Annotated in this window: 22 protein-coding genes, 2 tRNA genes and 1 other RNA gene; 9 read left to right on the top strand and 16 right to left on the bottom strand. The window is 58.8% G+C overall.

The features are described from left to right. The first annotated feature begins 31 nt into the window (after positions 1-31). On the top strand, positions 32-3,325 hold the full coding sequence (locus OLX77_RS02905) for an EAL domain-containing protein (RefSeq protein ID WP_307632084.1): 3,294 nt from the start codon (positions 32-34) through the stop codon (positions 3,323-3,325). On the opposite strand, the gene aroA is transcribed toward OLX77_RS02905, so the two are convergent. From aroA to aroD, 3 genes are read right to left on the bottom strand one after another with little or no spacing between them, the layout of a single operon-like run. Beyond that, the gene (gene aroA / locus OLX77_RS02900) at positions 3,322-4,596 is read right to left on the bottom strand and encodes a 3-phosphoshikimate 1-carboxyvinyltransferase (RefSeq protein WP_307632083.1); all 1,275 of its coding nucleotides are present in this window, start codon (positions 4,594-4,596) and stop codon (positions 3,322-3,324) included. The genes OLX77_RS02905 and aroA overlap by 4 nt on opposite strands. Positions 4,597-4,608: 12 nt before the next feature. Then, positions 4,609-5,430: a shikimate dehydrogenase gene (locus OLX77_RS02895; RefSeq protein ID WP_307632082.1), complete on the bottom strand. Its 822-nt coding sequence runs from the start codon at positions 5,428-5,430 to the stop codon at positions 4,609-4,611. Beyond that, positions 5,420-6,130: a type I 3-dehydroquinate dehydratase gene (gene aroD, locus OLX77_RS02890; protein ID WP_307632081.1), complete on the bottom strand. Its 711-nt coding sequence runs from the start codon at positions 6,128-6,130 to the stop codon at positions 5,420-5,422. The genes OLX77_RS02895 and aroD overlap by 11 nt, the downstream gene beginning before the upstream one ends. Before the next feature lie 137 nt (positions 6,131-6,267). Between aroD and thpR the strand changes: the two genes are divergently transcribed. Continuing rightward, on the top strand, positions 6,268-6,804 hold the full coding sequence (gene thpR, locus OLX77_RS02885) for an RNA 2',3'-cyclic phosphodiesterase (protein WP_307632080.1): 537 nt from the start codon (positions 6,268-6,270) through the stop codon (positions 6,802-6,804). 149 nt (positions 6,805-6,953) lie between these two features. Here thpR and ispD read toward each other — a convergent pair whose 3' ends face one another. From ispD to OLX77_RS02850, 7 genes are all read right to left on the bottom strand, one after another. Then, entirely contained in the window at positions 6,954-8,138 is a 1,185-nt protein-coding gene (ispD, locus tag OLX77_RS02880; protein WP_307632079.1) for a 2-C-methyl-D-erythritol 4-phosphate cytidylyltransferase, read from the bottom strand. A gap of 15 nt (positions 8,139-8,153) precedes the next feature. Continuing rightward, positions 8,154-8,511: RNase P RNA component class A (rnpB, locus tag OLX77_RS02875), an RNA gene on the bottom strand. 104 nt (positions 8,512-8,615) lie between these two features. After that, positions 8,616-9,335 carry a zinc ribbon domain-containing protein gene (locus OLX77_RS02870; protein WP_307632078.1) on the bottom strand — a complete coding sequence of 240 codons (720 nt, stop codon included), beginning with the start codon at positions 9,333-9,335 and terminating at the stop codon, positions 8,616-8,618. Continuing rightward, positions 9,332-10,213 carry a Nif3-like dinuclear metal center hexameric protein gene (locus tag OLX77_RS02865; RefSeq protein WP_307632077.1) on the bottom strand — a complete coding sequence of 294 codons (882 nt, stop codon included), beginning with the start codon at positions 10,211-10,213 and terminating at the stop codon, positions 9,332-9,334. Before OLX77_RS02865 ends, OLX77_RS02870 begins: the two co-directional genes overlap by 4 nt. Before the next feature lie 167 nt (positions 10,214-10,380). Beyond that, positions 10,381-10,457: transfer RNA gene (locus OLX77_RS02860), tRNA-Ile, on the bottom strand. A 150-nt stretch (positions 10,458-10,607) separates the two neighbouring features. After that, positions 10,608-11,267 (bottom strand): ferredoxin-like domain-containing protein, encoded by a 660-nt coding sequence (locus tag OLX77_RS02855; RefSeq protein WP_307632076.1) that lies wholly within the window; start codon positions 11,265-11,267, stop codon positions 10,608-10,610. Between the two features lie 123 nt (positions 11,268-11,390). Continuing rightward, positions 11,391-11,597: a flagellin gene (locus tag OLX77_RS02850; protein ID WP_307632075.1), complete on the bottom strand. Its 207-nt coding sequence runs from the start codon at positions 11,595-11,597 to the stop codon at positions 11,391-11,393. A gap of 149 nt (positions 11,598-11,746) precedes the next feature. Here OLX77_RS02850 and OLX77_RS02845 point away from each other — a divergent pair, with 149 nt between their 5' ends. The 7 genes from OLX77_RS02845 (at position 11,747) to OLX77_RS02815 (ending at position 17,687) form a co-directional block, all read left to right on the top strand. Beyond that, positions 11,747-13,126 (top strand): DNA recombination protein RmuC, encoded by a 1,380-nt coding sequence (locus OLX77_RS02845; protein WP_307632074.1) that lies wholly within the window; start codon positions 11,747-11,749, stop codon positions 13,124-13,126. A 313-nt stretch (positions 13,127-13,439) separates the two neighbouring features. Further along, entirely contained in the window at positions 13,440-14,648 is a 1,209-nt protein-coding gene (locus OLX77_RS02840; protein ID WP_307632073.1) for a type I glyceraldehyde-3-phosphate dehydrogenase, read from the top strand. 11 nt (positions 14,649-14,659) lie between these two features. Continuing rightward, positions 14,660-15,175, top strand: a complete 516-nt coding sequence (rimI, locus tag OLX77_RS02835; protein ID WP_307632072.1) for a ribosomal protein S18-alanine N-acetyltransferase — start codon at positions 14,660-14,662, stop codon at positions 15,173-15,175. 76 nt (positions 15,176-15,251) lie between these two features. Continuing rightward, complete coding sequence (locus OLX77_RS02830) at positions 15,252-16,436, top strand: phosphoglycerate kinase (RefSeq protein ID WP_307632071.1); 1,185 nt, start codon at positions 15,252-15,254, stop codon at positions 16,434-16,436. Positions 16,437-16,446: 10 nt separating this feature from the next. Next, entirely contained in the window at positions 16,447-17,202 is a 756-nt protein-coding gene (tpiA, locus tag OLX77_RS02825) for a triose-phosphate isomerase (RefSeq protein WP_307632070.1), read from the top strand. Positions 17,203-17,221: 19 nt separating this feature from the next. Next, positions 17,222-17,566 (top strand): preprotein translocase subunit SecG, encoded by a 345-nt coding sequence (gene secG, locus OLX77_RS02820; RefSeq protein WP_307632069.1) that lies wholly within the window; start codon positions 17,222-17,224, stop codon positions 17,564-17,566. Between the two features lie 36 nt (positions 17,567-17,602). Next, positions 17,603-17,687, top strand: a tRNA-Leu gene (locus OLX77_RS02815). Between the two features lie 351 nt (positions 17,688-18,038). Here OLX77_RS02815 and OLX77_RS02810 read toward each other — a convergent pair. The 6 genes from OLX77_RS02810 to OLX77_RS02785 all read right to left on the bottom strand — a co-directional run bounded on the left by OLX77_RS02810 (position 18,039) and on the right by OLX77_RS02785 (position 24,065). Next, positions 18,039-18,707, bottom strand: coding sequence for a methylenetetrahydrofolate reductase C-terminal domain-containing protein (locus OLX77_RS02810; RefSeq protein WP_307632068.1), 669 nt, complete (start codon positions 18,705-18,707; stop codon positions 18,039-18,041). Beyond that, entirely contained in the window at positions 18,704-19,126 is a 423-nt protein-coding gene (locus OLX77_RS02805; protein ID WP_307632067.1) for a hydrogenase iron-sulfur subunit, read from the bottom strand. The genes OLX77_RS02810 and OLX77_RS02805 overlap by 4 nt, the downstream gene beginning before the upstream one ends. Positions 19,127-19,139: 13 nt before the next feature. Further along, positions 19,140-19,706, bottom strand: a complete 567-nt coding sequence (locus OLX77_RS02800) for a 4Fe-4S dicluster domain-containing protein (protein WP_307632066.1) — start codon at positions 19,704-19,706, stop codon at positions 19,140-19,142. A gap of 195 nt (positions 19,707-19,901) precedes the next feature. Beyond that, a complete protein-coding gene (locus OLX77_RS02795; RefSeq protein ID WP_307632065.1) occupies positions 19,902-20,873 on the bottom strand; it encodes a KpsF/GutQ family sugar-phosphate isomerase in 972 nt (323 codons plus the stop codon). A gap of 17 nt (positions 20,874-20,890) precedes the next feature. After that, positions 20,891-22,327 (bottom strand): amidophosphoribosyltransferase, encoded by a 1,437-nt coding sequence (gene purF, locus OLX77_RS02790; protein WP_307632064.1) that lies wholly within the window; start codon positions 22,325-22,327, stop codon positions 20,891-20,893. A 157-nt stretch (positions 22,328-22,484) separates the two neighbouring features. Continuing rightward, on the bottom strand, positions 22,485-24,065 hold the full coding sequence (locus OLX77_RS02785; protein WP_307632063.1) for a methylenetetrahydrofolate reductase C-terminal domain-containing protein: 1,581 nt from the start codon (positions 24,063-24,065) through the stop codon (positions 22,485-22,487). Positions 24,066-24,120 lie beyond the last annotated feature (55 nt).

Below are 24,120 nucleotides of genomic sequence, written 5' to 3'. Positions count from 1 at the left end.
TTATTGATCAGCTTATTGAGGGAAAAAATACATGTCTTTGTTGCGACAATGGAAAGCCACCTTGACCGTGCTGGGAACAATTCTCTGTCTGGCCGGGATGTTTTTGTTTTGGGGGATCCGGTCTCGGCACAATGATTTTGAAACGCGGATTGGAGCCGAGCAGCACCATGTGCAGGCGCTTATTGATCTGACAACCAAGCAGACCTTCCTCCCTTATCGGTTAAGGCTCCATAGTATACTGACCACCCGTCCCCAAATGGTTGCCGCATTTGCCAAAGGCGACCGGGCCGGGCTGTTGGCCCAATGTCTCCCCCTCTACGAGGTCTTGCGGCAAGAACGGCTCTCCCTTGTCAATTTTCATTTTTATACCCCGGATAACCGCTCTTTCTTGCGGGTGCACCAGCCAGAGCACTATGGTGATGATCTTGCCTCCCGGCCTATGGTTGTTGAGGTAAACAGTAGGCACAAGCCGTTGGCTGGCTACGAAACAGGCCGAGGCGGTTTTTTGTACCGGATCATCCAGCCTGTCTTTGATGGCGAGACCTACCTTGGCGCCGCTGAATTCGGCTTCAAGGCAGACCGTCTTGTGGAACGGGCGGGGGCGCTGGACTCGGTGCATGGGGCGGAGATGGCCCTGCTCTTTGACCGGGTTCGCTGGCAAGGGCTGGAGCATGAGTCATCCCCTTCGGTGCAGGATCTGGGGGACCAGGTCCTGGTGCAGTGCTGTGATAATGTTTTCCGCCGTCTGCCGGCCGATTTTCGCTTCCCGGAAGGAAGTCTCGTCCCGCAACAAATCCAAGGGCGCTGGTATGTCTTTGATACCAGCCTGGCCCTTCAGGATTTCAAGGGAGAGACCGCAGCCCGGGTTGCCCTGGCCATTGAGGTGACCCGGTTTGTTAAGGGGTTCAACGATTTTGTGTGGGTCAGCATCATCTTGACCCTGGTGGTTGTGCTCATAGCCTTTCTCTCCCTCTATTTCACCTTTTCGCTTATGCACCGGGAGCTGCGGGCAACCAATCTGTCTCTTTCTTCTTCCAAGGCCGAACTTGACAGGAGTTTTGCGGAGTTGGAAAAATACCGGCATAATCTTGAGGGGCTCATTGTCGAACGGACAGTGGATCTGGCCAAGATCAATGAGGATCTGAATCAGGAGATTCTTGAACGGACGCGCATCGAAGAAAATCTGCGACGCAGTGAAAAAAGCCTGGCCAAGGCCCAGAATATTGCCCGCCTCGGCTATTGGGAATGGGATGTGCTCAAAAACAATCTCGTCTGTTCGGAGCAGACCTATCGGCTCTTTGGGGTGGGCAAGAGGGAGAGAACCTATAGCTTCGAAGGTTTTTTCCAGTATGTTCATCCCGAAGACCAACCCCATTTGCAGGTTTGGTTGAATACCTTACTGGCAGGCGATTTCTTTGGAAACACGGAATTTCGTATAGTCCGGCCGGATGGGGTTGAGCGGAACATCCACACCGAAGCCGAGGTCAAGCGGGATGAAAGCGGCCGGGCCGTTCAGCTCATGGGGATAGTGCAGGATATCACCGAGGCGAAGCATGCGACCCGGCAGTTGGTGCTCTCGGACAATGTCTTTGAAAACAGCATCGAAGGGATTGTGATCACCGATGCCGAGGGCGTTATCCAGCGGATAAACCGGGCCTTCTCGGAGATCACCGGCTACGGGGAGCAGGAGGTGATCGGTCAGAACCCCAGGGTTTTGAAGTCGGAGCGCCACGAGGACGAATTTTTTACCGGGATGTGGCGCGCTTTGGTGGAACAGGGACAGTGGCAGGGGGAGATCTGGAACCGGCGCAAGGACGGGGAGATCTATCCCCAGTGGTTGACCATCACCTCCATTCGGGACACCTACGGCACCATCGTTAATTATGTCGGCGTGTTTCATGATATGACCGAAATCAAGATGCACGAAGAACAATTGCGCTATCAGGCCCACCACGATGCCCTGACCGGCCTGCCCAACCGGGTGTTGTTCCATGACCGGCTCGGCGTGGCCATGGCCCACGCCCGGCGGGATGCAAACAAGGTGGCGGTTTTGTTTCTCGATCTGGACAATTTCAAGCGGATCAACGACAGCCTGGGGCACACGGTGGGCGATCTCTTGCTCAAGGAGGTCGCGGTTCGGCTTGGTCATTGCCTGCGGGAGAGTGACAGCGTGGCTCGCTACGGTGGGGATGAGTTCATCGTCCTTTTGGAGGGAGTGGAGCAGGAGGAGGATGTGCTGCTGGCCGCGCAAAGAATTATTGATGGCTTGGCTCCGGTGGTCAGCCTCCAGGGGCAGGATTTCTATCTTACCGTTAGTCTGGGTATTGCCTTTTACCCGGAGGACGGGCAGGATCAAGATACCCTGATCAAGAATGCCGATACCGCCATGTACCGCGCCAAGGAAAGCGGCAAGAATACCTATCGGGTTTTCACCCCGGCCATGAACAAGCGGGTAACCGAATGGCTGGCGGTGGAAAACAGCCTGCGCAAGGCCGTGGATCTTCAGGAGTTTTTTCTTCATTACCAGCCCAAGGTGGATCTGGGCACGGGCAGGATTGTCGGGGTGGAGGCTCTTATCCGCTGGCGCCGCGAGGACGGAGAGATAGTCAGTCCGGTGGATTTTATTCCCATGGCCGAAGATACCGGACTCATCGTGGAGATCGGCGACTGGGTCTTTGCCCAGGCCTGTGCCGATCTGGGGGAAATCCTGGGAATGGGCTACGGGATCAAGATGTCGGTGAATCTTTCTCCCCGTCAGTTTCGGCAGAAGGACTTGGTGGGCAAGATCCGGGAGACTCTGGAGCAGGCCGGGATCGCACCGGAGGGTCTGATCTTTGAGATTACCGAGGGCTCGGTCATGGAAAATGAAGGGAAGGCTCTTGCTCTGCTCGGCGGGTTGCGGGAAATAGGGGCAGGGATATCCATCGATGATTTCGGCACCGGCTACTCCTCCCTCTATTACCTCAAGCAACTGCCCATCGGCGAATTGAAGATCGACCGGAGATTTGTCAAGGATATCATGGGCCGGGGTGATAACGTGGCCATTGTCGTGGCCATTATCGCCATGGCCAAGAGTCTGAAAATGCGGGTGGTGGCCGAGGGCGTGGAGACGGTGGAGCAACTGCAGTTTCTCCGCCGGCACGGCTGTGATGAGATGCAGGGATTTCTCTTCAGCAAGCCGGTGGCCAAGGAGGCATTGCTGGAGATGCTTGCCCTTGGCGTGCAGCTTGATGCGGCGGTGTATCGCAAGAGCCAGCAGCAGCCCCTGCCCTTTGCCGAAACGGCGGGGAAGCAGGAGGGCGCTGTTCAAGCCGTATCGCCTTAGCGGTAGAGCAGTTCAAACCGTTCCCAAAAATCCGGGAATGATTTTACCACGCATCCTTCTTCCCGGATGCGGACCCCGGGCACCATCAAGCCGGCGACCGCAAAGCTCATGGCGATGCGGTGGTCGTTGTAGGTCTCAATCTCCGCACCATGCAGGGGGGAGCCTTCCGTTTTTCCTTCGATGATCATGGTGTCCGCTCGTTCTTCTGTCCTGACCCCCAACTTGGCTAGTTCCGTAACCATGACATGGAGGCGGTCGCATTCCTTGATCCGCAAATGGGCGATATTTTTGATTACCGTCCTTCCCTTGGCGAAACTGGCAACCACCGCCAGGGTCGGGACCACGTCCGGGCAGTCGCCCATGTCCACCTCCACTCCGCGCAGATCCTGGGTGCCGCGTACGGTGATGCCGGCAGCGGTTCGCTCCACCGCGCAGCCCATCCGGGCAAGGATATCAACGAGGACCGCATCCCCCTGCAGGGACGGGGAGGGCACGTTGGCCACCGTCACCCTCCCGCCGGTTACCGCGGCGGCCGCCCAGAAATAGGAAGCGCTGGAGGCATCGCCTTCCACCGCATATTCTCCGGCCCGGTAGCACCCCTGGGGGATAATAAAATGATTGAGCTCGGGGTTGGCGGTTACCGCAATGCCGAAATCCCGCATCACGGCCAGGGTCATGGTGACATAGGGTTTGGACAAGACCTCTCCGGCCACCATGAGTTCGGCGGGTTGTTCGGCGTAGGGCGCGACCAGCAGCAGGGAGGAGAGATACTGGCTGCTTTTTCCCTCCGGCAGCAGGGTCTTGCCGCCCTTGATCCCGTTGGCCGCGATGGCAACCGGCGGGCAGCCCGTATCCTGGACGCTGCGGATAGCGACCCCCCAGCCGGACAGCGCTTCCATCAGGGGCTTGATCGGCCGCTCGTGCATCCGGGTGTCGCCGTTGATGGTGAAGTCGCCGTGGCCCAGTGCCGCCACCGAGGTGAGAAAGCGGGTGGCGGTGCCGTTGTTGCCCAGGAATATCTCCTGGCTTGGCGTGGCGATTGTCCCGCCCAAGCCCAAGACCCGCCATTGTTCCCGGCCGGGTTCGACAACGATGCCCATGGCCGCCAGGGCCTGCGAGGTGTATTCGGTGTCCTCGCTGGCCAGGGGGTAGTGCAGGATGCTTTCCCCGTTGGCCAGGGCCGCGGCAATGAGCGCCCGCTGGGTCAGGCTTTTTGAGCCGGGCACGGTGAGGGTGGTGTCGGTGGTGGCAAGGGGGCGGATTTCTTTCATGGTTTGGGATCGTTATGGGTTGTAGCCTAAGCTGGTGAGCAGGCTCTGGCGCATCACTGCCACCGGGGCCTGCCGGCCGGTCCAGAGTTCAAACTGGGCCGCGCCTTGATAGAGCAGCATGGCAAGGCCGTCGATGGTCTGGCAGCCGGCCTGCTTGGCCGCTTGCAACAAACGGGTTTCCAAGGGGGCATAGACGATGTCCATGACCACCTTGAAGTTGATCAGAGCTTCGCTGACGATGGGCAGTTGTTCTTGCTGCGGGGCCATCCCCAGGGAAGTGGCGTTTACCAGGATATTACCTGTGGCCCCGGCCGCGTCGGCCAGGGGCAGCCAGGGGCAGCCGAGGAGTGCGGCCAGTCCCTGGCCTTTTTCCGGGGTCCGGCTGGCAATGGTGATGGAGGCCCCGGCTTCCAGCAGGCCAAACCCGATGGCCCGGGCCGAGCCGCCGGCACCGAGAAGCAGGACCGAAGCGCCCTTGAGGGGGATCTTTTCGCTCAAAGCCCGGTTGGCCCCGAGCCAGTCGGTGTTTGCCCCGTGGATGGCACCTTGGTCGATGAGCAGGGTGTTCACCGCCCCGATTTTTTCGGCGACCGGATCGATGGAATCGAGATACTGCATCACCGCTTGCTTGTGGGGGATGGTGACGCTGACCCCCTTGATGCCAAGGGCGCGGAAGCCGGTCATGGCCTGGGCCACATCCTGCACAACAAAGGGGAGATATGCCTTGTTGAGGCCCAGAGCGGCAAAGGCGCTATTGTGCATGGCCGGGCTCAGGCTGTGGGAAACCGGGTTGCCCATGATCCCGTAAAGTTCGGTGGCGCCGTTAATCGCCATGGCCAAGTTCCGTGAAGATCCGGCGCAGGGATGAGGCGGGCAATTGGCCGGGCGCGGTGGCCGGACCGTTATCCGGGGCGGCGTAGGTCATATAGCCGCCGAGATCGGTACTGGCCACCCGGCTGATCATGCCGGCGGGGCCCATGCAGAAGGCGATGAGGGGAAAACCCAGTTCGGCGGCCTGTTCCTGCAGGGCGAGGACCCGAAACACGTCCTGGAAGCAACGGGCGGTGGTGACAATCTTGCCGATATCAGCGCCGCTCCGGCATTGCCGCTGGAAGATCTCGGTCAGGGCCTGGCGGGAGGCGGTACACTTGAAATCATGCCAGGAGACAATGGACTTACAGTTGTTTGCCCGGGCAGCAGCGATGAGTTCCGTGGCCAGGGTGGGCTCGGCGTTGAGTTCGATGTCAACATAGGCAGCCCCGGCTTCCGCCGCCTTTTTGAGCAGGTCGATGCGCTCCGGTTCCCCGGCCGCGCAGTTGCCGCCTTCCCAGGTGGGGCGGTTGGTGAACAACAGGGGTTTGTTGATCCCTTGCAGGAAAGCAGGGATCTCCGGGTGTGTCATGCTGTCCAACCGGATTTCGAGGACATCGGCAACCGGTTCCGCTTCTTTGGCCAGGGCCAGCGCTTCAGCCGGGGTGGCTGCGGCGATCGAGACACAGAGGCGGCGCACTGCATTGGTTGTGGTATTCAACATGGGGTTGCTCCGCGGAAAAAGGCTGAAAGAATCGATAAAATAGCGCACAATAATTTATAGAATAATGCAACGCAAAACTATTCCATCGTGGATCGCTTGTCAACATGCTTGAGCAGGGTGCGGTTGCCGGGGGGGGTATGTACCGATTGTTTGCGGCCATTGATCTGCCGCCGGATATCGCGGCCCAAGTCCAGGCTCTCTGCCTTGGCTTGAATGGGGCCAGGTGGGTGCAAGGGGAACAGATGCACCTGACCCTGCGCTTTATCGGCGAGGTGGACGGCGGAATCTTCCGGGATATCAAGGAGGGGCTCGCTACCATCAAGGCCCCTCCTTTTTCTCTGCAGGTCAAGGGACTGGGGTTTTTCCCGCCCCGGAAACCGCCCAGGGTGCTCTGGGCCGGGGTTACCCCGGTGGAGCAGGTAAGCGGGCTGCGCAACAGGATAGAAAACGTTCTTGTCGGCATGGGGCTTGAGCCGGAGGGCCGCAAGTATTCTCCGCACATCACCCTCGCCAGATTGCGCGACACCCCGCTTGCCGGCCTGAATCGTTTCCTGGCCGGAAATGGCCTCTTTGCCACCCCGGAGTTTGCGGTTTCGGAATTTCATCTCTATGCCAGCGAACTGACTGCCAAGGGCGCCTTTCATACCAGAGTGGCGTCTTATCCCCTGCGGTAACTGCCCAGCCGTACCACATCCGCTTCGCAGTCTCGCGGTGCTCGCTGAGTTGTCATCGGCCTGCTCATGTGCAACAGCACACTTCGCAGGCCTTTTCCTTGCATCTGCGGCAGCAGCGAAGCGGCGCTGCTGAACCGTTACAGTCTGTTTTATGAGCGTGGCTGGCCCGTTATCATCAGCACCACGGCGTGGGCGCTGATCCCTTCCTCCCGTCCGGCGTAGCCCATCTGTTCCGTGGTGGAGGCCTTGAGGTTGATGGCCTCGGGCGCCACCCGGCAGGCTTCGGCCAAAATCTTCTGCATGGCCGGAAAATGGGGGGCGAGTTTGGGCCGTTCGGCCACCACGGTGATGTCACCGTTGGCCAGGCGGAAATGTTTTGCCGCGGCCAGTTCGACCACATGCGCAAGCAGTTTGATGCTGGAGATCCCCTTGTACTGCGGGTCGCTGTCCGGGAAATGGCGGCCGATGTCGCCCGCGCCAATGGCGCCCAGAATGGCGTCGCACAGGGCATGGGTGAGGACATCGGCGTCGGAGTGGCCCAATAGTCCCAGTTCGTGGGGGATTTCCATGCCGCCCAGGACCAGAGGCCTGCCCGCGACCAAGCGGTGGGCGTCAAAGCCATGGCCGATCCGTATTTCCGAGGGGGATTGTTTCTGCATGAGGATACCCTCCGCCATGGGCAGATCATCCGGGCGGGTGATCTTGAGGTTGGTTTCCGAGCCTGCCACCATCATCACCGGCCAGCCGCCGTGTTCCAGGAGCGAGGCCTCGTCGGTGCCGACAAACCCGTCTTGCTCCGCCTTGGCAAAGGCTGCTTTCAGGAGGTCGGTTCGGATAATCTGGGGGGTTTGCGCCTGCCAGAGGGATTGCCGCTCCACGGTATGGCGGATGGAGGCGTCCTTGGCCACATCCTTGAGGGTGTCCTTCACCGGGACCCCCATAATGGCGGCGCCGTGCTGGGACGCCGCTTCAAGGCAACGCTGGATGTCTGCGGGGGCGATGAGGGGGCGGGCACCGTCGTGCACCGCCACCAAAGGGGAATCGGCCGCCACCTGGGCCAGGCCGATGCGCACCGAGTCTTGGCGGAGCTTGCCGCCGCTTACCACCGTGCAGTGGTCGCTCAGCTGGTACTGAGCCAGGAGAGCCTGGGTGTGGTCCCGGTGCGCCGCCGGGACCACCACGATGATGGCGGTGATGGCGGGTACCTTACGAAAGGCGCGGATGGTATGGATCAGCACGGGAACGCCAAGCAGTTCGCTGAACTGCTTGGGGGTGGTGGTTCCCATGCGTAACCCGGCCCCGCCGGCGGCAATGATCGCTGTTGCTTTCTGCATGTTGTTAAAGATAAAAAAAGGGAGTGGGCTATAAGCCGGATTCTGTACCCTTTCGCAAGGGCCATGATCATTTCTCTGTGGATGCCGGTTGCCCGGCATCTCTTGCAACCTACCCGGAAGCTTCGGGCGGGCCGCCCTCAAACGCTTCCCTATTTGGTTTTGCTCCAGGAGGGGTTTGCCGTGCCTTCCGTGTCGCCACGCAAGCGGTGGGCTCTTACCCCACCTTTTCACCCTTACCGGTTGCCCGGCGGTCTGTTTTCTGTGGCACTTTCCTCGGGGTCGCCCCCAGTTCGTGTTACGAACCTCCCTGCCCTGCGGAGTCCGGACTTTCCTCTTGCGGTAAAACACCGCCAGCGATCATGCACCCACTCCCTACACTGCTACAACTAAAGGCAGGATCAGAAAAGGTCAAGGATTTTCAGCAACTTGGCCTTTTCTGATCCTGCGGGTGTTCTCTGTGAAATGTTGCCGCTTGTCTTATTCTTCTGTGGTTTCGGTCTCGTGGAACATGATGCGGTGACAGGTGGGGCAGGAGATGAGCTTGTCTTCCTTCATCAGGTCATTGTACAACTGGGGCGGGATGTTCATGAAGCAGCCCCGGCAGACGCCGCCGGTTACCGGAACAATGGCCAGGCCGTTGCGTTTGTCCCGGATGGCGGTGTATTTTTTGAGCAGGCTGGCGGCCACGGCGCTGGCCTTGCTTTCGCGGCTTTTCAGAATCTTGCTTTTTTCCGCGGTGAATTGGCTGGTTTTTTTCTCAACCGCGGCGATGTCATCGGCCAGCATCTTTTCGTCTTCTTCGCAGATCTTTGTTTCTTCTTCGATCTGCGCGGTCAAAGCTTCGATCTGTTCCATGAGCTGGACCACCGCCTCTTCCCGCTGGGTGTTCGCTTTTTTGCTGTCTTCGGTTTCCTTGAGAATGGACTGGTATTCGCGGTTGGTTTGTACATTCATCAGTTTGGCCTGCCGGTCTTTGATCTTGACCTGCTCGTCTTCGAGCTCGGCCTCGAGTTCCCGGCGCCGTTGTTCGTTGGCGGCGATTTTCGCGGTCAATTGGTCAATGGTCTCCCGGTGACCGTCGAGGCTGGCGCGCCGGCCGTCGATTTCTGCCGCGCTGGCAGCAATTTCCTTGTCCAGAGTGCTGATTTTTTGATCAATGGCCTGGAGTTCCCTGAGATGCGAGATGTTTGCTTTCAATTGTGCTTCCTCAATGGTTCTATTGGTTGACAGAATCTTGGTTTGTTATCTTCGAAGACAACCCATTGCATGGGGTTGTGCTGTTGGGTGGTGGGTGTGATGGTCGGAGTAAAACCCCGCTTGGCGCAGGATTGGGTTAATATCTCAGCGAGAACCGGGACGATGCGGTGTTCGGTTGGGTAATGGCCGGCATCAATGACGCAGAACCCGGCCTCTTCGGCCCAGCGGGCGACGCTGTGCTTCACCTCGCCGGTTATATAGACTTGGGCGCCCAGGCTCCGGGCCGTCTCGGCCAGCTCAGAACCGCTGCCGCCGCAGAGGGCCACGGTGTGGATGGTTTCCGGCAAAGAGCCCGCCAGCTGTATGCCCGGGGTATCAAGGGCGCTCAGCAGGTGGCGGAAGAATTGCTCGGGGGAAAGGGGAGCGGGCAGGGTGCCGATTTTGCCAAAGCCGGGGCCTGCGCCGGAAGCGGCAGGATCCTGGCCGGTGAGCGGCCGGGTTTCGCGCAGGCCAAGCCTTTCCGCCAGGGCATTGCTGACCCCGGCCGCGATAAGATCGAGATTGGTATGGCAGGCAATGAGAGACAGGTCGTTGGCCAGGGCTGTTTTCAGAACGCGGCCCATGGGGGTGTTGGTGGGGATTGTTTTCAGAGGGTGGAAAATCAGGGGGTGGTGGGTGAGGATGGTGTTCAGGTTCAGCGAGAGGGCTTCGTGGAGGAGCGCCTCTGTCGGGTCGAGTCCGATCAGGATCCCGCTGACCTGCTGGTCCGGATCCCCCACCATGAGCCCGACGTTGTCCCATGGTTCAGCCATGGCAAACGGGGCAATGGAGTTGAGAATCGAGAGAAATGTTGTGGTGGAGAAAAGTTCTTCCGGCATCCTTTACTGGTGTCCGTGGTAGCCTGAAATAAAAAAAAGGCGCTAACCTTGTCTGGTCGCACCTTCTGACCGGAAACCCGCCTTGGCCTTGCCAAAACATGTCCCCGGATGACTTGATTCCTGTTGCGCGTGCAATGTATTCCTGCTCTGTCGGTTCCGGCTTGGTGTGGTGGGCCTACCTGGATTCGAACCAGGGACCGACCGGTTATGAGCCGGTGGCTCTAGCCAGTTGAGCTATAGGCCCATATCCTCTTACGAAGAATGAATCTCTTAAAATAGCCGATACTTCAGGATTGTCAATATTATTTGTGGATGGCGCTCGGGGTTGAAGAGACGGGCACGGTTCACTCCGCCATAAACGGCAAGCCCATGGCGGAGCTGAGATCAGAAAGCATCAGGCAAGGACGGCAGCTTTGAAGGTCTCGAAACCGACTCGGTCCAGAAATCGACCCATCCGCTCACCTTTTTTGGCGTTTTCCTTGAAATAGGTGATAATCCGTTCGCTGGTGGCCAGCGCTTTCTCGTTGGAAAGGTCTTCGCAGAGGATGACCCCGATTCTCGCTTTGGAGGCGGCATTGCCTCCCACCAGGATGGTCCAGCCCTTGGCCTTGCCAACCAAGCCCAGATCTTTTACCGAGGTTTCGGCGCACTGGTTGGGGCAGCCGGAGACCCCCATTTTCATTTTGCCGGGCAATTCGAGGCCATGGTAGCGCGTGTCAATCTCCGTACCCATGGCCAAAGCGTCCTGCTGGCCCAGGCGGCATAGGGTGTTGCCGGGGCAGGCCTTGATGCTGCGGACACAGAGGCCGACCGCAGCGCCGGGATGCATGCCCAGATCCTGCCAGGCATGGTCGATGTCCGACTCTTTGAGGCCGACAATGGCGATGCGCGCCGCACTGGTGATCTTGAGCGCGGCTGTTTGGTATTTTTCAGCCACATCGGCAATTTTTCGCAGCTGCGCCGGAGTAATAAGGCCGAGCGGGAGATGGGGGACAATGGCATAGGTTTCTTTGTCGCGTTGCAGCACCGCTCCTTTTTCGCCGTCATTGAGCATGGGTCGTCTCCTTGGAAATATTTTAACAATAAAAAAAAGAAAAGGGCTCAGCAGGTGAGCCCTTTTGGTGTCTGTGTTACAGTAGTGGGCAGATCGATGCGGCCCGAGCTCGGCTTGCCTGGGCTAATGGTGGTCGGGCCCCCCTTGAAGCAGGGCAAGAACGCTTGGTGCCAAACCATTGTTTTGGCTTCGGGCAAAGGTGCCGGATTGCACCAGAATATTCATTTTAGTAAAAATAATGGTTTCATCGGAAAAGTCAACCGGCATAATGTCCGCATGGGTTTCATGGCTGTCGATCCGGGCGGTACTGTCGGGGCTATGCCAAGCCATGCGTGTCTTCCTGTTGTTGTCTGAGGTGGGCGGTCCTCCGTGAGCGAAAAGAACGACAATACGTACTGTAAAGTAAAGGTGTGGCTGAAATCCAGATATTTTTCATTGTTTGCAAGAGTAGTCGGAACGTTTTTTTGAGGAATTGGTCGATGAATGGATCGTTTGTTGTGTTTCTGGCAGGGGCGGTCGGGTTGTGTTGCGGCGGGATCTCGGCATGGCTGCTCATGCGGAGCCGTATCGCGGGACACCGGGCCCTGGCCGATGAGCGGGTACAACTGCGGGAGGCGCAGTGTCTCGATTTGGGGCGGCGGTTGGCAGCCGGGGAGGAGGAGCGGGGTGGGCTGCGGCGGGAAAATGCCGTGTTGCAGGTCAGGGCTGCGGATCTTTCGGCCCGACTTGAGGTGGAACAGCGGCAACTGCAGGAAAAACAGGAGCTTTTGCAGGAGGCCAGGTTGGAGTTGGCCAACGCCTTCAAGGCCATTTCCGCCGACATCTTTCAAAGCAACAGCCAACGGTTTCTGGAGCTTGCCCAGCAGACCCTGGCGAAGTTTCAGGAGCGGGGCATGGCCGATATGGAGACCAGGAAGCGCTCCATTCAGGAACTGCTTTTGCCCATGCATGAATCCCTGAAAAAGGTTGATGACCAGATCCGGCAGGTGGAAAAAGAGCGGGTCGAGGCCTATGTTGGGTTGACCGAGCAGGTCAAATCCCTGGCCACCAGTCAGGCCCGGCTCCACGGGGAAACGGCGAATCTGGTCAACGCCTTGCGTAAACCCTCGGTCCGCGGGAGATGGGGCGAGATGCAGCTGCGGCGGGTGGTCGAGATGGCCGGGATGGTGGAGTATTGTGATTTTGTCGAACAGGGGTCGGTGGAGACCGAGAGCGGCAGGCTGCGGCCGGATCTGATCGTCCGGTTGCCCAACGGCAAGAATATCGTGGTCGATTCCAAAACCGCCTTGTCCGCGTATCTTGAGGCCATGGAAGCCGGGGATGACGATGGCCGTCAGGCCAAGCTCAAGGAGCACGCCCGACAGGTGCGTACCCATCTCGGCCAACTGGCCGCCAAGTCATACTGGGAGCAGTTTCAGCCGTCGCCGGAGTTCGTGGTGCTTTTCCTGCCCGGAGAGAATTTTTTCAGCGCCGCTCTGGAGCAGGATCCGGAATTGATCGAATTCGGGGTGGCGCAAAAGGTTATCCTTGCCACGCCCACCACCCTGATCGCCCTGCTGCGGGCGGTTTCTTACGGCTGGCGGCAGGAAAAGATCGCCGAGCACGCCCAGGTTATCGGTGAGCTGGGGCGCACTCTCTACGAGCGTCTGGGGGTACTGGGGGATCATTTCCATGATATGCGCAAAGGGCTTGACCGGGCAGTGGAATCGTACAATAGGGCGGTGGGCTCCTTTGAGGGGCGGGTGCTGGTCACCGCCCGAAAATTGCAGGATATGGACCCGTCTTTGACCAAGGATATTGCGCCCATGGAGCCGCTGCACAAGATCCCGCGCTCTTCCATGGCGCCGGAGGGTGACTAGGTTGTTTTACCTATCCGGCCACCGGTTGCCGGGCGGCAGGGGCAAAGTTTTGCTTGCCGGAAGCATGCCCCTTTCGTATAATCATCCGATTGTCTCGCGTACGCTCTTTTTTAGTGCAACAACGCAGAGACGCGAAGTTAATCAGCAGTGCAACGGCGGCAGTGCAACGGCGGCAGTGCAACGGCGGCAGCGCAACGGCGTTTGATTCTAAAACAATTGTATTTCTGCCGTTTCGCCTCGGCATTATTTTTTGTTTTTACGATTTCGTCAAAAATGTGCCTGTTCAATCAAAGCGCAGAAGGAGAGGTATCCCATGAAATTAGGCATTAACGGCCTGGGCCGAATCGGTAAGCTTTCACTGTGGCATCATGTTTCCCGCAAGCATTTTTCCGAGATTGTGGTCAACGTGGGGCGGCAGGTGGGCACCGGGCTTCAGGACATAGCCGGCTCCATCGACCGGGACAGCTCCTACGGACGGCTCGGCATGTACCTGCATGGCTGCAAGAGCGGCCAGGTCATCGAAAACCTTAATGAGGCGGACGGCACCATGACCATCAACGGCGTGCCGGTCAAGATTCTGCGGGAGGCCCGGAACCCTGCCGGGATTCAGTGGAAGGAAAACGGTGTGCGTCTGGTCGTGGATACCACCGGGGTCTTCACCGATCCCACCGCGGACGGCGACAGTCCCAAGGGTGCGTTGCGGGGCCATGTCCAGGCCGGGGCGGAAAAGGTGCTCCTCTCCGCTCCCTTTAAAATCAAGAACAAAGGCTTGGAGATGCCCGCTGATGCCGTCACCACGGTGATGGGCATCAACGACGGCGATTTTAATCCCTCCCAGCATACCCTGATTTCCGCGGCCTCCTGCACCACCACCTGTCTTTCCTTCATGATCAAGCCTCTGCTCGATCATTTTGGTGCGGACCGATTTTTGAGCGCCTCCATGGTCACGGTCCATGCCGCCACCGGCAGTCAGCAGGTTCTCGACCGGTTGCCCAATGCCGGGGCCACCGATCTCCGGAAAAATCGGAGCATCTTCAATAATATCATCCTCACCACCACCGGCGCGGCAAAGGCCTTGCCCCTGGTCATCCCGGAGATGAAAAGCATCGGCTTCATTGCCGAGTCGGTAAGGATTCCCACCAATACCGGCTCTCTGATTGTTCTGGTACTCAACCTGCAGGATGAGAGTATGGAGTCCCCCATTAAGCGCAAACTGGTGAACTCCATCTATCGGGATTACGCCAAGAACTCACGCTATCTCGAATACAGCGACGAGCAGCACGTATCCACGGATATCATCGGGATGCCTTTTGCCGCCGCGGTTATCGAGGGCTCGGAGACCCATACCCGCACGGGGAGCATCAAGGTGAATCTTGCCAAGCTCGGCTGCAACATCGGCCCGACCACCCTGGAAGTGCCGGTGACCCAAGCGGTGGTGTATGCCTGGTACGACAATGAGCTGGGCAGCTATACCAATGTGCTGGGCGACCGGACTGTTTCCATTGCCGAGCAGATGATCTAGGACGGTTAGGGGTGAAAGGTTTGCGGCCCAAGGAGGCGAATGCGCCTTCGGCTTCACCCCACGTGGTGTGTCCATTTTACGTGCGACCGATGACCGGCGGTGATCTTGAGGCGGTTGCGGGTATCGAGGCGGAAAATCCTTCGCCGTGGAGCCCTGGGCAGTTGGCCGGTGAGCATGCACAGGAGAGCGGCTGGCAGTTTGTTGCCGAATCGTCCGCTTCGGGGCAGGTATGCGGGTTTGTCTGTGGTCGGAGTTTGGTCGGAGAGGCGGAGCTGCTGAAAATCGCGGTTGGCCGGGAATGCCGGCGGCAGGGAATAGCGGCAGAGCTTGTGGCGCATGCCCTGCACTATCTCGCGGCGCAGGGGGTGGGACACTGTTTTTTGGAGCTACGCGCTACCAATCTTCCTGCTCTGGCCCTCTATGAACGGTTCGGCTTTCGGCGGGCGGGGTTGCGGAAAGGGTATTACGCTTCGCCGCCGGAAGATGCGATCCTCATGGAGAAAATAGTTTTTTCCGCGCAGTTATGAGCTGTTGCTATAGAACCATCGTTGTGGCACTGCTCTGTGTGCACGGCGGTTAAAAAAAGTTTGGGGGGATGGCTCCATGAAAAATATCCGGGATATTGATATCAAGGGCAAGAAACTGCTCATTCGCGTTGATTTTAACGTGCCTCTGGATGAACAGCAGAATATCACCGATGATATCCGGATCCGCGGGGTGCTGCCCACCCTTAACTACGCCTTGGACGAAAACGCCAAGATTATCATCTGTTCGCATCTGGGGCGGCCCAAGGGAGAGCGTAAACCGCAGTTCAGTCTGGCCCCTGCAGCCAAGCGTCTTTCCCGGTTGTTGAATAAGGAGGTCAAGCTCGCTCCGGACTGCATCGGCGCGGAAACCAAGGCCATGGTCGAGGCCATGGAGCCGGGTAGCGTGATTCTCCTGGAAAACCTGCGTTTCCATGCGGAAGAGCAGCAGAACGACGAGGGGTTTGCCAGTCAACTGGCCAGTCTGTGCGACGTCTATATTAACGATGCCTTTGCCGTGGCGCACCGGGCCCATGCCTCCGTGGTGGGGGTGACCCACTTTGTCGAGCAGTGTGCGGCCGGGTTCCTGTTGCAGAAGGAGATGGATTATTTCCACCGCTCGGTGAGCAACCCCATGCGTCCTTTGGTTGCCATTGTCGGCGGGGCCAAGGTCTCCAGCAAACTCGGCGCTCTGCACAACCTTATGGACCGGGTGGACAAGATGGTCATCGGCGGAGCCATGGCCAATACTTTTTTGAAGAGTATCGGCTATGACATGGGGCAATCCAAGGTGGAAGACGAACTGCTCGACACGGCCAGGGAGTTGATCAACAAGGCCAAGCGTCTTGGGGTGAAGCTCTATCTGCCGGTGGACTGTATTGTTGCCGACAGGTTCGAGGCCCGGGCTGAAACCAAACGGGTTCCGGTCCAGGAAGTGCCCAAGGACTGGATGGTGCTCGACATCGGCCCTGCCACCACGGTGCTCTTTTCCGAGGCCCTGGAGGACGCGAAAACCATCATCTGGAACGGTCCCATGGGGGCCTTTGAAATGGATGCCTTTTCTCGGGGCACCATGGCCATGGTGCAGCGCCTGGCCCAGTCCCATGCCCTGACCATTGTCGGCGGCGGCGATACCGACGTGGCGGTGCACAGGGCGGGTGAGTCCAACAACATCTCCTACATCTCCACCGGCGGCGGCGCGTTTCTCATGCTGATGGAGGGCAAGAAACTGCCCGGGGTCGAAGCCCTGGAAGCAAAGGAATAAGGAATAACCAATGCAGCGCATCCCCTTGATTGCCGGGAACTGGAAGATGCACACCTCGCTTGGTGAGGCCAGGGCTCTTGCCGGGGCTGTGGTCTCCGCCTGTGAGGGGTTGACGGACCGGGAGGTTATGATCGCCCCGCCTTTTACCGCCCTGGCGACGGTGGCCGAGGTGGTTCGCGGTTCGCAGGTTCGGCTGGCCGCCCAGAATGTCTGCTGGGAAGAACAGGGCGCTTTTACCGGAGAGATCGCCCCCGGGATGTTGCGGGAGCTGGAGTGTCGGATGGCCATCATCGGCCATTCGGAGCGCCGGCAGATCTTCGGCGAGAGCGATGGGCTCATCAATCGGCGGGTGGCAGGGGCCATGCGCTTTGGCATTACCCCGGTCCTCTGTTTTGGCGAAACCCTGGCCGAACGGGAGTCGGGCCAAACCATGGCCGTGCTGGAGCGGCAGGTTCGGGGTGGGCTTGCCGGTATTTCCGTGGTTGAACCTGCTGGGATGGTCTTGGCCTATGAGCCGGTTTGGGCGATCGGTACCGGGAAAACCGCCAGTGAGGAACAGGCACAGGAAGCCCATGAATTCGTGCGAAATCTGCTGTTTGAGATGTACGAGAAAAGTATTGCCCGCCAAATGAGAATATTGTATGGTGGCAGCGTCAATTCCGGGAATGTGGATGCCCTGTTGCGGCAGCCTGATATAGACGGCGCCTTGGTTGGCGGGGCATCGCTCAAGGCCGATTCCTTCGAACGCATCATCCACTTCCGGTAATAATGGTAACTACGAGAGCATGATCACCTTACTGACCGTTGTTCATATCCTTATCTGTCTCTTCCTCATCGTGATTGTTTTGTTGCAGCACGGCAAGGGTGCCGACATGGGCGCGGCATTTGGCGGTTCCAGTCAGACCGTTTTTGGAACGGAAGGCCCGTTGCCTCTGTTGAACAAGATTACGACCTGGGCGGCGGTTTTCTTCATGGTGACCTCCATCTCCCTGGCGTATATGTCAAGCAGAACCGGGGATGGTTCGGTTATGAAAGAGGTTGTTGCTCCGGTGGCGGAACCGCACAATGCACCGATTCCCTTGCCTGCCGCGGACGGGGCTGCGCCGCAAGTACCGGCCCAGGGTAAGTAATAGTTTGTTGCTGTTTGATTTGAAAATAAGAATTGTGCCGAAGTGGTGGAATTGGTAGACACGCAGGCTTGAGGTGTCTGTGGGGCAACCCATGCCGGTTCGAGTCCGGCCTTCGGTACCATATTGAGTAACCGGCTTTGTCCGGGAAGTACAGAAAGCCCGCCCCCTGAAAGGGGAAGCGGGCTTTTTTGCGTCCGTTGTTCCGGCGCTAGGGGGATGTTTACTTGTGGCAGAGGAGGGTAGAAAAATTCGAGCGAATTTTTCTGTGGTGGTTTGGGGGTAAATTCTTTGGCCGGGTACTGTTCTGCCGTGAGTCCGGGGGGAAATTGATACCCTTGCAAGAAATGGCCTTGGGGGAAAGGGGTAGTTTATGTCTTAAATTGCTATTTTTGAGTGGAACAAGGGGCCATAAAAAAAGGCGAAGCGCTTGTCGCGCTTCGCCTTTTTTGTGTTGGTGAATCGAAAAAAAAGATCAGACAGTCAGGTCGTTGCGCACGGTTTTGCGCGGGCCGCCGTGGCCGGAGGTGGACCAGTCCCGGATCGGGGCGATGGCGGCAAGCCCGGCCGCATTGTCGATGCGGACCATTTTGTCGTGAATGGACTGCCAGATGCAGGGCACATCCTTGTTGATTTCGCAGCGCCCGTCCACCGAACCGCCGCAGGGGCCGTTCATCAGGCTTTTGGCGCAGCGGGCCACCGGGCAGAGGCCGCCGGTGAGGTGGAGGATGCAGTTGCCGCAACCGGCGCATTGTTCGCTCCATACCCCCTGTTCGGCGGAGCCGCCGAAGGAAGAGGTGTTCACCCCGGGATATACCTTGGCCATGGGGTGCAGATTGGCGATAAAGTTGACCCCCACCCCGCAGGCCATGGAAACGATGGCGTCGTACTGGCCGTCCCATTGGTCGATGGAGTCGATATATTCCTTGTCGCACTGGCGGACCAGGGTGGCCTCGATGGTTGTAACCTCCTGACCGGCCTTCTGCTTGCCCAGACGGATCAGGGAGGCAAGGATCTCCACCTCGCGTTCCCCGCCGGCGGAACAGATCGTCACGCAGCCGCGGCAGCCCAGAACCAGGATGCGTTTGGCGTCCTTCACCATGTCCATGATTTCATTGAGTGGTTTTCTTTCGGCAATAATCATTTCGTGCCTCCCTGAAACGGGCTCGGGCCCAAGGTCGTAATCCGTTCATCCATCTCCTGGGCAACCTTGACGAAATCAGGGTGAAAGCCGCGCTCCAGGTGATACATTGCAATGCGTTCCGGTTCGACCCCAAGTTCGGCCAGGGCCTTTTTAATGGCCCCGACCCGCTTGGCGGCCCGCTGACTGCCCATGAGGTTGTGGCATTTGTCTGCGGGGCAACCGGCGACATAGACGCCGTCCGCCCCATCTTCAAAGGCCTTGAGCAGGGTGGAGACCTCGAGTTTGCCGGTGCAGGCCAACCGGTGGATGGTGACGCTTTTAGGAAAGCCATCGGCCAGCAGCCCTTCCGGCCCTTCGGCCAGGGTCTGCTGAGAGGTGTAATGGCAACAGAATGCTTGAATATTCGGGGTAAAGGGCATGGGATTCACCATACTACTGATTTACGCCGCAGGCGGCGATCAAACGCTCATCCTCGGACTCGTTTAAGCGGATGGCCTGGGCAGGGCATTCGGAGGGGCAGATGCCGCAGCCGCGACATTCCTGGGGATCGATGGCAGCCTTGCCCTGGTCGTCGATTTTTGGAATCCGCCAGGGGCAGACCCGGACACAGGTCAGACAGGAGACGCAAAGATCGCGTTCAACCCAGGCACTCTTGCCCTTGTCGAGCAGATCCTGCTCGCTGATGTAGCCTCCCTTCAAGGCCAGCTGGCGAAGGGCGACCATGATCTCGGCAAAGCGGACGTCCTGGGGGCAGACAAAGACACAGCTGCGGCACCGGGAACAGAACCAGAGCAAATCGGATTTGAGCAGCGTCTCTTTCAACCCCATCCGGATCATGTGGATGATCTTTCTGGGGTCGAAATCCGGGATTGCCTGACTGACCGGGCAGATACCGCTGCAGGCGCCGCAGGAAAAACAGCGGTTTAGGAATTCGCCTCCCGGAATCGCCGTTACCTCGGCACTGAAGGCCGAATTGATATCCTTGCTGGTGATTGCCATAACAAAGCCTCATCGTAAGATATGAAACCCGGCATTGAGCGCCGGGTAAATTTCTAACCGGGTGTCGCTGGATTATAATCCATTGGACCAATTCAGCGTCGCGTACTCTAGCATAAAAAACAGCCCCGCCCAATAGGTATATCTACAGAATAAGCGGTTTTTCGGGGGCTGTTTGGTGAAAACGTTATCGCGGTTTTATACCAGAAAGCGGAACTCACCCTTGCCCAGCAAATCCTGAAGATGGAGGACGCCGGCCAGCTTGCCGCTGTATTCGGTCACTGCCAGAAAGGTGATTTCGTGGCGCTGCATGATGCTGAGGGCGTCGGCGGCAAGAAGATCCGCGGTAATGGTTTTGGGCTTGGCGGTCATGGCGTTGGATAGAGTGAGGCCGTTCAGGCTTGCGCCTTTCTGGCTGAGCAAACGGCGAAGATCGCCATCGGTGAGGATGCCGGTGATCTCTTCTGCTTGCATGATCAGCACCGCGCCAAGATTTTTGGCGTTCAGTTCGGCGATGGCCTCCGGCAGGGTGGCGGTCTGGGAAACCTTGGGAACCGCTGCGCCGGTAAGCATGACCTCGGCAACATTGACCTTGAGGCGCTCCCCAAGGCTGCCGGCCGGATGGTTGCGCCGGAAATCGCTTTCCTTGAACTGCTTGAGGTTCAAGAGCACTACGGCCAGAGCATCGCCCATGGCCAGGGCGGCGGTGGTACTGGCCGTGGGGGCCAAGCCCAAGGGGCAGGCCTCTTGGGGCACCGCGACCTTGAGCACCGCATCGGCCCCCCGGGCAAGGCTGGAGGCCGGATTGCCGGTCATGGCAATGATTTTGGCCCCGCGCTTTTTGAGGTTGGGGAGCAGGAGGCTGAGTTCCGCGGTTTCGCCGCTGTAGGAGATGGCAAGGATGACGTCTTGAGGATCCACCATGCCGAGGTCGCCGTGCATGGCTTCCACCGGGTGCAAAAACAGGGCCGGGGTGCCGGTGCTGTTCATGGTGGCGGCGATCTTCTGGCCGATGATCCCTGATTTGCCGATGCCGGTGATCACCACCCGGGCAGGGCATTCCATGATCATGGCCACGGCTTTCTCGAAATCGGCGTCGATCTGTTCAAGCAGGGCGGTGATGCCTTCGGCTTCTATGCGGAGTACTTCCTTGGCCTGTTCAATGCTCATTGGTTTGGGAGGGGTTCCTATTTTTTGCCCGTGGACTGGCAGGCGTTCCTGGTTCCAAGGAGAAGCTTGCAGAACTCCTTGTCCGGCGCAACAGGGTAATCCCCGTCAAAGCAGGCCTTGCAATAGTCCTCCGGCGGGCCGCCGCATGCTTCCAGCAACCCCTCAAGGCTGAGGTAATAGAGGGAGTCAAGCCCCAGGTAGTCGCGGATTTCCTCAACGGTTTTCTTGTTGGCGATGAGCTCGCCGCCGGAGGGAAAGTCGATTCCGTAATAGCAGGGATTGCGGCTTGGCGGGCAGCTGATCAGCATGTGGATCTCTTTGACCCCGGCTTCGCGCAGGGATTTGACCCTGGAGCGGCCGGTGGTGCCCCGGATGATGGAGTCGTCCAGGATGATGACCCGTTTATCTTTTAAAAAAGAGCGGATGGGGTTCAGCTTGACCCGGACCGAGAAGTCGCGCATGGATTGGGTGGGCTGGATAAAGGTGCGGCCCACGTAATGGTTGCGGATCACCCCCATCTCAAGGGGGATGCCCGATGCCTGGGAAAAGCCGATCGCCGCGTAGTTGCCGGAGTCGGGAAAGGGCATGACGAAATCCGCCTGAATTTTGCATTCGCGGGCCAGGATCTCGCCCATGCGTTTGCGGCTCTGGTAGACGTTTTTGCCGAAGATATCGCTGTCGGGCCGGGCAAAATAGACCTGCTCGAAGATGCAGAAGCTGCGGCGCTGGCTATGCTCAAGGTGGAGGGAGTGCTGGCCCTCGCGGTCGATGATCAGGATCTCGCCGGGCTCGATGTCGCGGACATACTGGGCCTCGATCAGGTCGAGGGCGCAGGTTTCCGAGGCGACGATGAAGCCGCCGTTGTTGAGCTTACCGAGGCAGAGCGGCCGGAAGCCGCCGGGATCGCGCACGGCGATGAGTTTGTCCTCGGTCATGAGCAGGATGGAGTAGGCGCCCTTGATGCTCTCGAAGGTGTCGATCAGCGCTTTCTCAAGGCCCAGGTGGGAGCAGCGGGCAAGCAGATGGACCACAACCTCGCTGTCCATGGTGGACTGGAAGATGGAGCCCTTTTTTTCCAGCTCGTTGCGCAGGGAGCGGATATTGACCAGGTTGCCGTTGTGGGCCACGGCCACGGTGCAGCCCTGGTGGGTGGCAGTGAAGGGCTGGGCATTGATAATGTTGGAGGCGCCGGTGGTTGAGTAGCGGACATGGCCCACGGTGAGGTGGCCTTTCAGCTCCTGCAGGGTAGCCTCGCTGAAAACCTCGTGCACCAAGCCCATTCCCTTGTGCAGAGAGATCTGGCTGCCGTCGCTGGCAACGATTCCGGCGCTTTCCTGTCCCCGATGCTGGAGGGCATAGAGACCGAAGTAGGTGAGTTTGGCCGCGTCTTCATGGCCGAAAATTCCACAAACGCCGCATTCGTCCTTGGGGCGTGATGCGTCTGAGTGTATCATGGCGTTTTGTCCCTCGTAATAGGCTTCCCGTTCACCCGGAAAAAAGGAGAAAATATACATCCTTTTATATAGATGGGAAATGTTTTTTTCTCCCCGGATTTTTTCAAGGGAAGCGGAACGCCCCCTGAAGGCGGAACCAGTGGGGTGAAAGATGGGTTCACGAACCGGAAGAGGATTCTTTTTTCTCCCCAGTCCCGTGACCAGGACTCCGGTCTCCTGCGGCATGATCCAACCCGCGGAAAAAATTGAGCCAGGAGGAGGTGTTGTTGAGCGCCCAGTTGCGGGGAGGAACGAAGCCTTGTCCCATAGATTCCGGCAGGCCATGGGCGGCAAGGCGTTCGTAGATCCGGACATAGAGGCAGGGCTTTTTGCCGGGATACACCTCGCACCAGCCGTCTCGACTGCCGCCGCAGGGGCCGTTCAGCAGATATTTCGCGCAACCGGATTGCGGGCAGACAAAGGCCAGGTCGCCCAGGGTGCAGTCCCCGCAGTTCTGGCAGCCGAAGAGAAGAAACTTGGTCACGTGTTCCAGATGGGTGAGGCTGTTGTCCAGCCCCCCGCCTTCCAGGGCGAGGCAGATCTTTTTTCCCAGCGGGTACAGCGGTGCCTCCGGGGTAAAGGCGAGGTTGTGGACGAGTTGGGCCATGCGGTAGTTGAGTTGCAGCCCTGGGGATTTTTCTCCGCAGGGGGCGGGCTCGCTGCTGTTGAGGCCGGTTTTGGCCTCGTCTCTGTAAAGATAAAAGCCGTCTTGATGCCAGAAATGCATCTCCGGTACCAGTTCCTGCCAGTTTCCGGCAAAGGAATCGGCGGAGGCGAGGAGAAAGTCGATGTCCGCGTAGCTGAGTCCAGGCCCGCCGAGATGGGCGCCCGCATAGCCGAGTCCCTTGAGGATGGCCAGCAGTTTTGCCCCCCGCAACAGACGGGCTTGTTTTCCCTTGTCCGGACTGGCGGCCTCGCTCCGGATTTGGGCGTACAGCGCGTCGGTGATGATACAGCCGGGGATTTTTCCGGTGTGCATGAGGGTGGCGACGGTGAGGTTGGGAATAAAGACATTGCCCAGTACCGGCAGGTTCAGGCCGTGTTGCCGGACATACTGGATGACCTCGTGGAATTTGCGGGCGTCGTAGCCGACCTGGGTAATGATATAGTCTGCGCCCCGCTCGGCCTTGCGCTGGAGCTTGGCATACTGCATCAGCAGCTCCGACTCGAGCCTCTTGAAGGGAGAGAGGGCCACGCCCATGAGAAACGAGGTGGGTCGAATGGGGCCTCGCCCGCGCTCGGGGCCGTAGTTGCCCCTGTTCATCCGGGAGATGAGATCCAGGACATGCACCGAGCCGAGATCAAAAACCGGTTTCGGGAAGCCCTGGTAGCCTTCCTGGGGGTAATCGCCGGTGATCACCAGCAGATCGCGGATGCCGAGGCGGTCCCAAGCGAAGAGCAGGCTTTCCATCTGGTTGCGGTTTTTGTCCTTGCTGGAAAAATGGACAATGACATCAAGCCCCATTTTCTGGATCTCGAGGCCCAGCACCTCCGGCGACAAGGCGGCTTGGCCGCCGGCGTTTTCGGTGATGCTCACCGCCTGGATCCGCGGATCGCAGGCCAGCTTTTCGGCCAGTTCCAGGGTGCGCTCGTGTGCCCGGCTATGCCCGCCCCGGCTTGGCACCAGCTCAAGGGTGATGGTGAATTGCTCGGGGGCAAAGAGCGATTGGCGGAAGGGGGATTGTTTTTCAGCCAGCATGGGAAAGGATATCCGGGGTGAGGGTTGGATGATTTTTTTCTTGCTCAACAGGCGC

Source organism: Thiovibrio frasassiensis (genome assembly GCF_029607905.1).
Classification (GTDB): Bacteria; Desulfobacterota; Desulfobulbia; order Desulfobulbales; family Desulfurivibrionaceae; genus Thiovibrio; species Thiovibrio frasassiensis.
The sequence above is the reverse complement of the archived record's forward strand: the minus strand, read 5'-3'. Positions and strand labels throughout refer to the sequence as shown.